This is a genomic window from Pseudomonas fragi (assembly GCF_025426255.1).
GTDB lineage: Bacteria > Pseudomonadota > Gammaproteobacteria > Pseudomonadales > Pseudomonadaceae > Aquipseudomonas > Aquipseudomonas kulmbachensis.
This window is the reverse complement of the sequence record NZ_CP104861.1, coordinates 319,407-332,931: the sequence shown is the minus strand read 5'-3', so window position 1 is coordinate 332,931 and position 13,525 is coordinate 319,407. Positions and strand designations below refer to the sequence as shown.

The 13,525-nt window shown below is 58.5% G+C and carries 14 protein-coding genes; 8 read left to right on the top strand and 6 right to left on the bottom strand.

Annotated features, from left to right (window positions below; translation table 11 throughout):
- Window positions 1–11: 11 nt before the first annotated feature.
- Both N7D90_RS01645 and N7D90_RS01640 read right to left on the bottom strand, forming a co-directional pair.
- On the bottom strand, window positions 12–398 hold the full coding sequence (locus N7D90_RS01645; protein ID WP_261740603.1) for an MAPEG family protein: 387 nt from the start codon (window positions 396–398) through the stop codon (window positions 12–14).
- A 13-nt stretch (window positions 399–411) separates the two neighbouring features.
- Window positions 412–1,245: a DMT family transporter gene (locus tag N7D90_RS01640; RefSeq protein WP_261740602.1), complete on the bottom strand. Its 834-nt coding sequence runs from the start codon at window positions 1,243–1,245 to the stop codon at window positions 412–414.
- Window positions 1,246–1,445: 200 nt separating this feature from the next.
- Between N7D90_RS01640 and N7D90_RS01635 the strand changes: the two genes are divergently transcribed.
- The 3 genes from N7D90_RS01635 (at window position 1,446) to N7D90_RS01625 (ending at window position 5,373) form a co-directional block, all read left to right on the top strand.
- Window positions 1,446–2,705 carry a cation:proton antiporter gene (locus N7D90_RS01635; RefSeq protein ID WP_261740601.1) on the top strand — a complete coding sequence of 420 codons (1,260 nt, stop codon included), beginning with the start codon at window positions 1,446–1,448 and terminating at the stop codon, window positions 2,703–2,705.
- A gap of 303 nt (window positions 2,706–3,008) precedes the next feature.
- Entirely contained in the window at window positions 3,009–3,380 is a 372-nt protein-coding gene (locus tag N7D90_RS01630) for a hypothetical protein (RefSeq protein WP_261740600.1), read from the top strand.
- Window position 3,381: 1 nt separating this feature from the next.
- The gene (locus N7D90_RS01625) at window positions 3,382–5,373 is read left to right on the top strand and encodes a pyrroloquinoline quinone-dependent dehydrogenase (protein ID WP_261740599.1); all 1,992 of its coding nucleotides are present in this window, start codon (window positions 3,382–3,384) and stop codon (window positions 5,371–5,373) included.
- An 82-nt stretch (window positions 5,374–5,455) separates the two neighbouring features.
- Here the strand turns inward: N7D90_RS01625 and N7D90_RS01620 are convergent, their stop codons facing one another.
- On the bottom strand, window positions 5,456–6,367 hold the full coding sequence (locus N7D90_RS01620; RefSeq protein WP_261740598.1) for a LysR family transcriptional regulator: 912 nt from the start codon (window positions 6,365–6,367) through the stop codon (window positions 5,456–5,458).
- 109 nt (window positions 6,368–6,476) lie between these two features.
- On the opposite strand from N7D90_RS01620, the gene N7D90_RS01615 reads away from it, so the two are divergent.
- The 3 genes from N7D90_RS01615 to N7D90_RS01605 are packed head-to-tail and all read left to right on the top strand — an operon-like array spanning window position 6,477 to window position 9,017.
- The gene (locus tag N7D90_RS01615; RefSeq protein ID WP_261740597.1) at window positions 6,477–7,709 is read left to right on the top strand and encodes a D-amino acid dehydrogenase; all 1,233 of its coding nucleotides are present in this window, start codon (window positions 6,477–6,479) and stop codon (window positions 7,707–7,709) included.
- 30 nt (window positions 7,710–7,739) lie between these two features.
- Window positions 7,740–8,090: a RidA family protein gene (locus N7D90_RS01610; protein WP_261740596.1), complete on the top strand. Its 351-nt coding sequence runs from the start codon at window positions 7,740–7,742 to the stop codon at window positions 8,088–8,090.
- A gap of 24 nt (window positions 8,091–8,114) precedes the next feature.
- A complete protein-coding gene (locus N7D90_RS01605; protein ID WP_261740595.1) occupies window positions 8,115–9,017 on the top strand; it encodes a transporter substrate-binding domain-containing protein in 903 nt (300 codons plus the stop codon).
- A gap of 92 nt (window positions 9,018–9,109) precedes the next feature.
- Here the strand turns inward: N7D90_RS01605 and N7D90_RS01600 are convergent, their stop codons facing one another.
- The 3 genes from N7D90_RS01600 to N7D90_RS01590 form a co-directional block, all read right to left on the bottom strand.
- Window positions 9,110–9,457 carry a DUF6124 family protein gene (locus tag N7D90_RS01600; RefSeq protein ID WP_261740594.1) on the bottom strand — a complete coding sequence of 116 codons (348 nt, stop codon included), beginning with the start codon at window positions 9,455–9,457 and terminating at the stop codon, window positions 9,110–9,112.
- Between the two features lie 348 nt (window positions 9,458–9,805).
- The gene (locus N7D90_RS01595; RefSeq protein ID WP_261740593.1) at window positions 9,806–10,525 is read right to left on the bottom strand and encodes a 16S rRNA (uracil(1498)-N(3))-methyltransferase; all 720 of its coding nucleotides are present in this window, start codon (window positions 10,523–10,525) and stop codon (window positions 9,806–9,808) included.
- A gap of 134 nt (window positions 10,526–10,659) precedes the next feature.
- Window positions 10,660–12,066 carry an adenosylmethionine--8-amino-7-oxononanoate transaminase gene (locus N7D90_RS01590; RefSeq protein ID WP_261740592.1) on the bottom strand — a complete coding sequence of 469 codons (1,407 nt, stop codon included), beginning with the start codon at window positions 12,064–12,066 and terminating at the stop codon, window positions 10,660–10,662.
- A 274-nt stretch (window positions 12,067–12,340) separates the two neighbouring features.
- Between N7D90_RS01590 and N7D90_RS01585 the strand changes: the two genes are divergently transcribed.
- Together N7D90_RS01585 and N7D90_RS01580 are read left to right on the top strand one after the other, a co-directional pair.
- Window positions 12,341–12,892 (top strand): cytochrome b, encoded by a 552-nt coding sequence (locus tag N7D90_RS01585; protein ID WP_261740591.1) that lies wholly within the window; start codon window positions 12,341–12,343, stop codon window positions 12,890–12,892.
- A gap of 32 nt (window positions 12,893–12,924) precedes the next feature.
- On the top strand, window positions 12,925–13,500 hold the full coding sequence (locus N7D90_RS01580) for a YceI family protein (RefSeq protein ID WP_261740590.1): 576 nt from the start codon (window positions 12,925–12,927) through the stop codon (window positions 13,498–13,500).
- Window positions 13,501–13,525: the final 25 nt, after the last annotated feature.

Here is a 13,525-nt window from a genome sequence, read left to right as displayed (position 1 = left end):
CAAGTTGTGCGCTACATCGACACAAAAAAGAAGCTGACCACCAGCCCCATGCCGATAAACCACACGATGGAGCGCAAGAGTGCCCAGTCTGCCAGGTAGCAAATGATGTAGAGCAGGCGACTGGTGATAAACAGCACCGCCAGCACATCAATGGTCACAGGCTGGGCGTTGCCCACGATGTCGGCAATGATCACCGCAGCCGCGAACGCCGGGGTCACTTCAAAGCTGTTTAGTTGGGCACTGTGGGCACGTTTGGCAAAACCTTGCAGGCCGTCGAGAAACGTACGCGGATCATGGTTTTGTTTAGGCCCGAATTTGCCGTCGCTGAACTTGGCAAAGGCGGTACACACGTAGCTCAGGCAGAAGGCAATCAGTACACACCAGAAGGCGACCGTCATTGGAATTTCCTTTTTAGAGTTTCATCACGAGCATGCCGATCAGCACCAGCCCACAGGCTAAGAGCCTCGGACCGCCAAAAGGTTCTTTGAGGTAACGCATACCAAACAGCACCACCAAAATCACGCTGACTTCGCGCAGCGCCGCTGCCTCGGCAATCGAGCCCAGTTGCATCGCCCACAGCACCAGCGCATAGCTGGCCAGCACGCAAACCCCCACTGCTACGCCCAACCGCCATTGCGTACGCCAGAACAGCGCGAACGCGGCCCGCTTGCGGGTGACCGCCAGCAACGGAAACGGCCAGGCGCTGAGCAACGTGACCCACACCAGATAATCCAGAGGATGGGACCAGCGCCGGATCGCCTGCCCGTCCACAAAGGTATAGCTGCCAATACACAGCCCGATCAGCGCCACCACCGGCAGCATCGACCAGGGCAGGCGAGCACCACCGCCGCCCTGCCACAACAAACAAGCCATGCCGCAAGGGATCAACAGGATGCCGATGATCTGCTGGCCCGTCAGTATCTCCCCGGCAAAGGTCAGGGTCAGCGCCAGCACCACCAGGGGCGAAAGCCCGCGCATCAGCGGGTAGACCAAGCCCAGGTCTCCCACCCGGTAAGCACGAATCAGCAGCACCCGGTAGACCAGCTCCAACAGCACGGACGCCAGTATCCACGGCCAAATTTCAGGCGGCGGCAACGACACAAAGCCCACCAACGCGGCGACCACCACCAGCGCCACCGTATCCATGCAGGCGATAACCAGCAACCGCTCGCCGCTGAACTTGATCAGGGTATTCCAGATCGCGTGCAATACAGCCGCGACCAACACCAACATCGTTGCCAACACCCCAGACTCCTTGTGGTTATCAACCTGCGGGCACTGCCAGGCCCCACCATGCAACCTCAGTGCGTCTGCGTGGTCAATGACCTCGCAGATCGCGTCCGTTTGCCACACCTCCGGGATGTGCCCCTGACACCTGCGTTTGCATCCAAACATAGCCCGACCTGATCGGGCTTCCATTCACTCTCGCCACTACAGGATCCCGGATGCTTGAGCTTGTTGCTGCGTTTATCTGCCTGACCTCACTACTGACTTACGTGAACTTCCGCTTTATCGGCCTGCCGCCGACGATTGGCGTGATGGTTACTGCCCTTATGTTTTCCCTGCTGCTGCAAGGCTTGAGCTTCCTCGGTTACCCGGGCCTTGAAGAGCGAGTGCAGGAGCTGATCGGCCAGATCGACTTCGGCGACCTGCTGATGAACTGGATGCTGTCGTTCCTGCTGTTTGCCGGCGCCTTGCACGTCAACATCAATGATGTGCGCAGCTACCGCTGGCCAATCGGGCTGCTGGCGACCGTCGGCGTGCTGATCGCTACTACCGTGATCGGCAGCCTGGCGTACTGGATTTTCGGCCTGTTTGGCTGGCACATCAGCTTCCTGTACTGCCTGCTGTTCGGTGCACTGATTTCCCCCACCGACCCGATTGCGGTGCTGGGTGTACTGCGTACTGCCAACGCCTCCAAACCGCTGAAAACCACCATCGTCGGCGAGTCGCTGTTCAATGACGGCACCGCCGTTGTGGTGTTCACCGTGTTGCTGGGCATCGTGCAACTGGGCGAAACCCCGAGCCTTGGCGCTACGGCGATGCTGTTCGTTCACGAAGCCATCGGTGGTGTGGTGTTCGGTGGCTTGATCGGTTATCTGGTGTATCGAATGATCAAGAGCATCGAGCAATACCAGATCGAAGTGATGCTGACCCTGGCACTGGTGATCGGCGGCTCGGCCATGGCCAGTGAGCTGCATGTATCGGCACCAATTGCGATGGTGGTTGCTGGCCTGATCATCGGTAACCTGGGCCGCAACAAGGCCATGAACGAGATGACCCGTCGCTATATGGACGGCTTCTGGGAGTTGCTCGATGACATGCTCAACGCGCTGCTGTTTGCGCTGATCGGCATGGAACTGTTGCTGCTGCCATTCTCGTGGCTGCATTTGCTGGCTGCCAGCGTTCTGGCGGTGGCCATTTTGCTCTCGCGCCTGTTGACCGTGGCCCCGGCCATTGTGTTGCTGCGCCGCTGGCGCACGGTGCCACGCGGCACCATCCGTATCCTGACCTGGGGCGGTCTGCGCGGCGGTGTTTCGGTCGCACTGGCACTGGCCTTGCCGCTGGGCCCGGAGCGCGATCTGATCCTGAGTATCACCTACATCGTGGTGCTGTCGTCGATCCTGTTCCAGGGTTTGACCATCGGCAAGCTGGTTCGCCGTGTGACCAAGGATGCGCCAGCCGAGGCCGAACACACGCACTGATCCAGCTTGTAGCCGCTATTTCGTAGCAGCTGACGAGCAACGCGAGGCTGCGTCCGAGTGCGCAGCACTCGCAGATCCGTAATCCGAGGTTTTTCAGACATTGCGCAGTATTCCATTTTGCGACTGCTGCGCAGCCGAACGCAGCCTCGTTCCTTCGGCAGCTGCTACGAGGGTTAGTGCATAACGCTTGGACAGCAGCAAATCCCCGCCATGACCTCGACCTCATCCCGGTGTTTTCCGCCACCTTGGCTACACTCACTTTCCAGATGCCTGAAGGCATAACACGCAAAGGAGAGTTAAGGGATGAGTACTTCTGCTGCCTATGCACCGCCCAGGCGCCATCTCGGCGCCAACATCATGATCATTACGGCTCTGGTTGCCTTGGCCATCACGGCATGGCGATTCTTCACTCCACTGTCAGGGGTGACGGATTCCGGGGGGGCAATGACAACGATGCTCGCCGAATTTGTGCTGTTTGTTCTTGGCGTACTCCTGGTCAAAACCGCGGCGGGAGGCTTGCGAAACTTCGTCCTGTTTTTGAGTTGGGCCGGTGCCATAGGGACCATTTTTGCTGCAAGCCTTTTGCATGGCTGGTGGACAGTTGCCGTTCTGGTGGTCTTCGCCGTGGGTGTTGTGATTGAAACCTTTGGCGCCAAGCCAACAAGGAGCGCATGAGATGAACGGAATCAAAAAACACTTTTTGACAGCTCCGGCGCTGTGCTTGCTGGCAGGTGTTTCCAACGCTCAGGCACAAGACACCTACACCGTACCGACACCGTTGCTGGCAACGTCGAGCATCTCTGCCGAAGACGCCAAACTGCCCCTGCCCAGTGGCAAGGAGTGGGACAGCTTTCACGGCCAACTGAGCGCGCAGAAGTACTCGCCATTGACTCAAATAAACAAGGATAACGTCGGAAAACTGACCAAGGTCTGGGAGTATTTCACCGGAGACATGTCCTCCGGAACCGGTAAAATCCCGCCTTCGGTCTGGTCAGCCACACCTATTTTCGCCAATGACACGCTGTACGTCGGCACACCTTTTTACCGAATCATCGCGCTCGAACCCGAGACCGGCAAAGCGAAGTGGACCTATGACACCAAGTCGCCGCTGGTTGCCGAGACACAGCCCGCGCTGAAATCTCGCGGCGTGTCGTACTGGCAGGAAAAAACACCGCAAGCGGGAGTTGCCTGCCAAAAAATCGTCTACCTGGGCAACATGACCGCGCAGCTATATGCGGTGGATGCTGACACCGGCAAGCCGTGCGAAGGCTTCGGCAAAAACGGTGTGGTGGATGTCAACCAATGGAACACCGTCAATGCCAAATGGCCGTTGTCGCAACTGCAACCGCCAACCGTTATCGGTGACAAGCTGATCGTCGGCTGGGCCGGTAAAGACTGGGAATATGAAGTCGAATCACCAGGTTCGCTGTTTGCCCTCAATGCCCGCACTGGCGAGCTGGAGTGGGAGTTCAAGCCGATTCCGGAAGATGAAGCTGGCAAAACCGGCACCGCCAACATCTGGACCGCAATGTCTTACGACCCCGCGCTGGGCTTGCTGTATATCCCCGTGTCCTCTCCTTCGCCCAACTACTGGGGCGGCAATCGGACCAAACCGATTCCCCTGGGTACTTCGACCACGGCTCTGGACATCAATACCGGCAAGGTCGTGTGGTCTCGTCAGTGGGTTCACCACGACATATGGGACTACGACATCAACTCAGCTCCTACGCTGATGGACATCACCGTCGATGGCAAACCCGTGGCCGCGTTGGTGCAAGCGACCAAGATGGGCTTTTTGTTCACCGTTGACCGCCGCACCGGCGAGGACGTGTGGCCCATTGAAGAACGCCCGGTGCCACAGGGCGATGCCCAGGGCGAGGTGTATTCGCCGACCCAACCGTTCCCGACCAAACCTGCGCCGTTGATGGATCAGTCGAAAAAACCGGCAATCTGGAAAATCGCCGACATCGTCGGTTTTGGTCAGTGCACAAAAATGTGGGACGGTTTGGAATACAACGGCATGTACTCGCCACCCGCCACTAAGGGCAACGGCGTACTGGCCTACCCGGACAGTGCCGGTGGCGTGCAATGGGGCGGTGTAGCGTTCGACCCGGTCAGCCAGGTGGCCATTGTGAACACCTCGCACATCGTGCAGATGATCAAGCTGTGGGATCGCGCCTCATACGACAAGCAACCAAAAACCTCGGGCAACGAAAACGGCTTTTACCCGCAGATCGGCGCACCTTACGGCATGAGCTTGATGAACGCGCAGAACTGGGCCGGTATGCCGTGCTGGGCACCCCCTTTCGGTGAACTGGTGGCAATCGACATGCACACCGGTGACGTGAAATGGCGTCGCCCAATGGGTGCCGTCCAGCAATTTGGTTGGTACATGCCTGAAAACATGGGCTCGCCAACCATTGGTGGCCCTGCGGTGACTGCAGGTGGTGTGGTGTTTATCGGCGCCTCGATGGATGCCAAGGTACGCGCCTATGCCCTGGCAGATGGCAAAGAGCTGTGGTCGGATATCGTCATGGCTCCCGCCGTCGCCAACCCCGCTATCTATGAATACAAGGGCCGGCAATATGTGGCGTTTGTGGCGGGTGGCAACTCGATCATGAAAGATCAGGTAGGTGATCAGGTGGTGGTGTACGCACTGCCGAAATAAAGCATGACGTCAACCGTGGGAGCGAGCCTGCTCGCGAACGACCTTCGCGAGCAGGCTCGCTCCCACAATTTTTAAAATGGTGTTACCCACCCGCCAACCGCTGCAACTGCTCGCTGGCCCGTTCAGCGAACAGTTGCAGCAACCCTTCCAGCGTATGCGCCGCAGCTTCATCCGCCCGCGTCAACGCGTACAGCGTAATCGGCAGCGCCGGAGTCAGCGGCCGGATCACGGTACTTGCCCGCGACGCCCCCAACGCCGTAAACGGATCAATCACCGCTAACCCCGCACCCGACTCCACCATTGCCCGCGCCAGCGAATAGGTCTGTACCGCGATGCTGATGCGTGGCGGCGGCTCTACCGCTTGCAGGTAGCTGTCCAGTCGGGCAAACAACGGATCGGCACTGCTCAGCCCGATCAACGGCGCATCCGCCAACTCATCCAGCGCCAGCGCCACGCCTTCGCTTTCATCGGCCCAGTAACCCCGTGGGGCCAGCGCCACCAATACACCGTGGGCCAATGCCCGAGCCTTGAGCCCCGGATGGTCGGGCAATTTGAAAGTCAGGGCCACATCCAGTTCGCGCATCAACAGGTTTTGCACCAACTCACGGCTATGGGCGCTGGTCAGTTCACACTTGATATCCGGATAACGGCGCGTCCACTCGCTGATCACCGGCGGCAATAGCGACAACGCCAATGCAGGCGTACTGCCGATGCGCAAACGATGCCCCGGCTCGCGACGCAGGCTCTCGGCCAAACGCTGCACGCCTTGCAGGCTCTCGGTCACCTTGTCGACTTCGCGTTCCAGCAACAGCGCTTCGGGGGTGGGCTGCAATTTACCGCGCACCCGCAAAAACAGCGGGAAGCCCAAACGCTGTTCAGCGTGTTGCAGCACCTTGCTGACCGCAGGCTGCGATACATGCAGCAGTTGAGCCGCCGCACTGACAGAACCGGTTTGGCGAATCGCCTGGAACACCTCGATATGACGCAAGCGCATGGCAGCAGTCCATAACCTTTGTTTATGGGAGAGCCATCTTTATTCATTGTTCGCCGCCTGTCACCTGCCCCTAACCTGAAGTCCGTTCAACAGCGGGCTAAGGACTGACATGGCACAGCGAGTTTGTATCATCGGCGGGGGCGTTATCGGGCTGGCAACGGCGTATGCATTAGTGCGCGATGGCTTTGAAGTGAGCGTGATCGAGGCTCAGCCAACCCTCGGCAGCCAGACCAGCTTCGCCAATGGCGGCCAGCTCTCCTACCGCTATGTCGCACCGCTGGCCGATGCCGGGGTGCCTTGGCAGGCGATGGGCTGGATGCTGCGCGGCGACTCGCCACTCAAGCTCCGCCCACGCATGGACCCGGCCCAATGGCGCTGGCTGGCCTCGTTCATGGCGGCGTGCCGCAGTTCGGTGAACCAGCGCAATGGCGCGCACTTGCTGCGCCTTGCGTTGCTCAGCCAGGCCACCTTGCAGCAATGGCGCGAAGAAGATCAGTTGGACGGTTTCGCCTGGCAGCGCAACGGCAAACTGGTGGCGTTCCGTGAACACGCAAACTTCGACAAAGCGCGCAAAAAAGTTGTCGGCAGTGCATTTCAGCAAGCGCTGTCAGCCAGCGAATGCGCCAGCCTGGAGCCCGGCTTGCAGGGGTCGGCGTTTGTCGGCGGTATCTATACCCCCAGCGAAGAAGTCGGTGATTGCCACGCGTTCTGCCAGCAACTGGTCGCCCGCCTGCAGGCCAGTGGCCGCTGCACTTTTATGTTGGGTAAAACCGTCACCCGTCTGCGCCATGCCAACGGTGCAGTACAGGCTGTGGAAATGGGCGACGAGGTGCTGGAGGTCGATCAGTTGGTGCTCGCTGCCGGGCACAACAGCCCGGCCCTGCGTTTGCCAGGCATGAACCTGCCACTGTATCCGCTCAAGGGTTATAGCCTCACGCTGGCTCTGAGCGACCCGCAAAAAGCCCCGCAGGTGAGCATCACCGACTACGACCGCAAAATTGTCTACGCCCGTATCGGCGAACAATTGCGCATTGCCGCGATGGTCGACATCGTCGGTTTCGATCCCTCCCTGGACCCCAAGCGCCTGGCACAAATGCGCCAACTGGCCAGCAGTACTTTCCCGGCTGCGGGCAACTACGACAACGCCACTGAGTGGGCCGGCATGCGCCCTGCTACCCCCAGCGGCGTTCCCATCCTTGGCGCCAGCGGCTATCGCAATTTGTGGCTCAACCTTGGCCACGGTGCACTGGGCTTCACTCTGGCCTGCGGCAGCGGGCGCTTGCTCAGCGAGCTGATTGCACAGCGTAAAACATCCATAGACATGCAAGGCCTGGCCGCTTGAATGCGCCATCCCGACAAAAAGGAAAGCCCGATGACGATTCACCGCATCAACAGTAACGACCGTTTGAGCGCCGCCGCGACTTTCGAAGCGCTGGTCTTTCTGTCCGGACAGGTCCCTACGCAAAGCGAAGATATTACCGCGCAGACCCAAGAGGTCCTGGGCAAGATCGATGCTCTGCTGGCCGAAACCGGCAGCGACAAGGACCATATTCTTAACGCCACGATTTACCTGCAGAACATTCAACGCGACTTCGCGGCCATGAACGCCGTGTGGTCAGCCTGGCTATCGGCTGGCAAAGTGCCCACCCGCACCACCCTGCAAGCCGAATTGGCCCGCCCACAGGTGTTGGTGGAAATAAGCGTGATTGCTGTTCGTCATTAATCTGTTTTAGGGGAAAACAAAAAAATGAAAAAACTAACCTTGATCAGTTGCACCCTGGGCCTGTTGATCAGCCATACCGTGCAAGCCAATGAGACCCCGCTGCAGGGCACACTAAAGAAGATCGCCGACTCGGGGACTATTACCCTGGGTTATCGCGATGCATCGGTGCCGTTTTCTTATGTCGGCGATAACACCGGTAAACCAATGGGCTATTCGGTGGAGTTGGCCAACAAGGTCGTCGAGCGTATCCAGCAGCAAATGGGCGACAAACCGCTGAAGGTCAAATACAACCTGGTCACTTCGCAAACCCGCATTCCGCTGGTACAGAACGGCACCGTTGACCTGGAGTGCGGCTCGACCGGCGTGACGGCAGAGCGGCAAAAGCAGGTGGCATTTTCGTACGGGTTCATCTACGTCAAAGGCCAGTTACTGACCGCCAAGAACAGCGGCATCAAAGGCTTCGATGATCTGCGCGACAAAAACGTCGTGACCACCGCGGGCACCACCAATGAGCGCTTTATCAAAAGCTACAGCGCCGACCACAAGATGGGCATGAACGTGATCAGCGCCAAAGACCATGGCGAAGCGTTCAAGATGCTCGAGACCGGTCGCGCCGTGGCCTTCTACATGGACGACGCACTGCTCTACGGCGAACGCGCCAAAGCCCGTGACCCGCACAACTGGGTCGTGGTCGGTGACGAGCAATCGCGGGAAATCTACAGCTGCATGGTGCGCAAGGACGACCCGCAGTTCCTGGCCGTGGTCAACAAGACCCTGGCTGACCTGTATCAGTCCGGCGAAATCACCAGCATCTACCAGCGCTGGTTCGAACAACCGATCCCGCCCAACGGCCTGAACCTGGAGTTCCCGATGACCGCTGAACTGAAGCAGATCATCGCCAAACCCGTGAGTGATCCGGTGGAGTAAGGGGGCTGTATTGGTGAGGCTTATACCCAGGCGTTGATAACCGCTAGCGGCTCCAAAATTACGCGCCTGTCGCCAATCAGGCGCGTGCTGCTTCAGTGCGTTACCAGCGTGTCCAGCGACTTGTCGACATAACCTTTGGCCAGCTCCACCAAGTGCACGGTCGACAACACCAAGTCGCGCGCGGGCCCGCTCAAACCATTCCCCGCCTCATTCGCGCAGGCACCCGCACAGCGCAACAAGTCTGACGCCTGGGCCAAAGCCGCTTCGCAATTGACACTGTCCGGGATGGCAAACATGGCCGTGCCCATGGAGCGATAAGGCTTATGGTGTTGCAGGTAAAAATTGAGCGCACGTTCAGTGGCGGCACGATCAAGTAACGGGTCGTGACTGTCAGCAGCATCGAGGGGCAAAACAGGTGGGTCGGGGGTGATCTTTTTCATGGGTTCTCCAAATTTATGGAGCTGCCCTTGATCGCGACTAAACGAATGGGTGGCAGCCGTACGCAGGTTAGTCGACCGGAAAACTTGGAAACCGGCGCACTCGAAGGTGCCCTACGCACGGCCACCATAGCGATGACACTTTGCGTCAAGTTTTCAAGCCGGGCGACTAAACCCGACCGCCGTTTTGCAGCGATGGGCCGAGACTATTCCCCGATTTGGACAGGCGCAAGCGAGCTGGATTTTCTCGGATGTTTCACGAGATTAAAAGCGAAACGTCGTACGAAACGCCTGATTTTAAAGGCCAAATGCGTTGCCGGCAGCTGCTACGCGGCTGGCATCCCACAGCGTTTAGAAATCACCCCACAACTGCTGCGCCACAGCCAAAGCCACAACCGGTGCAGTTTCAGTGCGCAGTACCCGTGGGCCAAGTCGCGCAGGCTGATAGCCAGCGGCTTGGGCCAGGTCGACTTCGCTGTCGGTCAAGCCGCCCTCGGGGCCGATCAAAAACGCCAGACGTGCAGGTTTGGCGTGGCTGGCCAACGGTTCGGACACCGGGTGCAGCACCAGCTTGAGGTCGGCTTCGGTGGTTTTGATCCAGTCGCTGAGCATCACCGGCGGATGAATCACCGGCACCCGCGAACGGCCGCACTGTTCGCAGGCGCTGATCGCCACTTGGCGCCAGTGGGCCAGGCGCTTATCCGCGCGTTCGTCCTTGAGCCGCACTTCGCAGCGCTCACTCATGATCGGGGTGATTTCGGTCACTCCCAACTCGGTAGCCTTTTGAATCGCCCAGTCCATGCGCTCGCCACGGGACAGGCCCTGACCAAGGTGGATAGCCAATGGCGATTCCACTTGCCCGGCAAAGGTTTCGTCCAGCACTACGCGCACGCGTTTTTTGCCGACTTCCAGCAAGCGCCCCAAAAACTCCTGACCCGAGCCGTCGAACACTTGCAGGGCATCGCCCTCGGCCATGCGCAGTACGCGGCCAATGTAATGCGCCTGGGCTTCAGGCAATTCGTGTTCACCTAGGCTCAAGGGGGCGTCGATAAAGAAGCGGGACAATCTCATATGGGTTCTCTGAAAATTTAATTATTCATGTAGGCGCTGCCGCAGGCTGCGATGGGTTGCCCCCCAGCGACCTTGGTGTATTGAAGGTCCTGCGGCCCTTATCGCAGCCTGCGGCAGCGCCTACAAAATTGTGTTTAACCCGGGTCGCGGAAGTCCGGATGGAAGTTCGATGGCACGGCCACGCTGATGTCGCTGCGGGTCGCAATATCGATCCCTTCACTGGCCACTTCAGCCAGAAAGTCGATCTGCTCGGGGGTAATCACGTAAGGCGGCAAGAAATACACCACGCTGCCCAACGGACGCAACAACGCGCCACGCTCCAGTGCGTGCTGGAATACCTTCAGACCTCGGCGCTCCTGCCACGGGTAAGCCGTTTTGCTGGCTTTGTCCTGGACCATCTCAATGGCCAGAACCATACCGGTCTGACGCACTTCCGAGACATGAGGATGATCCACCAGATGCGCAGTCGCACTGGTCATACGCTGAGCCAGCGCCTTGTTGTTCTCGATCACGTTGTCTTCTTCGAAGATATCCAACGTCGCCAGAGCCGCCGCACACGCCAGCGGGTTACCCGTGTAGCTGTGGGAATGCAGGAAAGCGCGCAGCGTCGGGTAGTCGTCGTAGAACGCGCTGTAAACCTCTTCAGTGGTTACGCAGGCAGCCAACGGCAAATAACCACCGGTCAACGCTTTAGACAGGCACAGGAAGTCCGGGGTAATGCCCGCCTGTTCACAGGCAAACATGGTTCCGGTGCGGCCAAAGCCCACGGCGATTTCGTCGAGGATCAGGTGCACACCGTAACGATCGCAGGCCTCGCGCAACAGAGTGAGGTACACCGGGTGGTACATGCGCATGCCGCCCGCGCCCTGAATCAACGGCTCGACGATCACTGCAGCCACCGTGTCGTGATGCTCGGCCAGGGTCTGTTCCATAGCCACAAACATCGTGCGCGAATGGGCTTCCCAGCTCAAGCCTTCGGGGCGCAGGTAGCAGTCGGGGCTCGGCACTTTAATGGTGTCGAGCAGCAACGCCTTGTAGGTTTCGGTGAACAACGGCACATCACCCACGGCCATCGCGGCCATGGTTTCGCCGTGGTAGCTGTTGGTCAGGGTCACGAAGCGCTTTTTGTTCGGCTGCTCGCGATTGAGCCAGTAGTGAAAGCTCATCTTCAGCGCGACTTCGATGCACGACGAACCGTTATCGGCGTAGAAGCAGCGGGTCAGGCCTTCGGGCGTCATCTTGACCAGTCGCTCGGACAGCTCAATCACCGGCTGATGGCTAAAGCCCGCAAGGATCACGTGCTCCAACTGGTCGACCTGGTCCTTGATGCGCTGGTTGATACGCGGGTTGCAGTGGCCAAATACGTTGACCCACCAGGAACTCACGGCATCCAGGTAACGCTTGCCTTCAAAGTCTTCCAACCACACGCCTTCGCCGCGCTTGATCGGGATCAACGGCAGTTGCTCGTGATCCTTCATTTGGGTGCAGGGGTGCCATAAAACGGCAAGATCTCGCTGCATCCACTGATTATTCAGGCCCATTTCCCACTCTCCTGGCGCTGGTTCCCGACGTGCGCGGGTAAACAATCGCGCAAGCCTATGCAATCCGCCCGCGTGTCACAACCTATTACAAATCCCAGCACCTTACTGACGCCTGAAGACAAACAATAGCGACACAAAATATTGTTAACGTTTGCTTAATTATTGGCACCCAGGCTACAGATCGTATTTATCGATAACTTGCAGCGAAAAAATGCGCTTTCATTCGATAGGTAAACCATTAGTCTTAGGCTCAAGTTCCCACAGGATGTTGGCAATGCAGCTACGTAACTCTTCTTCTCGATATGGTGCCGTCAGTATTTTCATGCACTGGACCGTTGCGTTGGCAGTGTTCGGATTGTTCGCGCTGGGTCTGTGGATGGTTGGTCTGGACTACTACAGCCCTTGGCGCAAAGAAGCGCCAGACCTGCACAAGAGCATTGGTCTGACGCTGCTCGCAGTAATGTTGCTACGTGTCATATGGATCTGGATCAGCCCGGCGCCTCCTGCCCTGACCAGCTACAGCAAGGCAACACGTATCGGCGCAAAACTGGGCCACGGTTTTTTGTATCTGGCTTTGTTTGCACTAATGATCGCTGGCTACCTGATCTCCACCGCTGAAGGCGTGGGCATCCCGGTATTCGGCCTGTTTGAAGTACCTGCACTGATTTCCAACCTGCCCGATCAGGCCGATGTGGCCGGTGTCGTGCATCTGTACCTGGCGTGGGCCGTGGTGATTTTTGCCGGGCTGCATGGCCTCATCGCTTTGAAGCACCACTTTATTGATCGTGATGCGACCCTGACCCGTATGCTGGGGCGCAAAGCCTGATGCTCAACCTCAACTCAAAAGGAATAGACCGCATGTTGAAAAAGACCCTCGCTGCGCTGGCACTCGGTACTGCACTGCTGACCGCAGGTCAGGCCATGGCTGCTGACTACACCATCGACAAGGAAGGCCAGCACGCCTTTATCGACTGGAAAGTCAGCCACCTGGGCTTCAGCTTTATTCACGGCACATTCAAGGACTGGAGCGGCACCTTCTCGTGGGACGCTGCCAAGCCTGCGGACAGCAAAATTGACGTCACCCTGAAAACCGCCAGCCTGTTCTCCAACCACGCAGAACGTGACAAGCATATCGCCAGCAAAGATTTCCTGGACGTGAGCAAGTTCCCGGAAGCGACCTTCAAGTCGACTAAGGTTGTACCGACTGGCGAGAAAACAGCTGACGTAACAGGCGACCTGACCCTGCACGGCGTGACCAAGCCAGTGACGTTCAAGGCAACGTTCAACGGCGAAGGCAAGGACCCGTGGGGTGGCGAACGCGCTGGCTTCAACGCGACCACGTCTGTGAACCTGAACGACTTCGGCATCAAGAGCCCGGGCGCAGACCAGACGCTGACCCTGGACATCTCGCTGGAAGGCGTGAAGGCCAAGTAATAGCGCTTTTATACGGCTAAAAAAA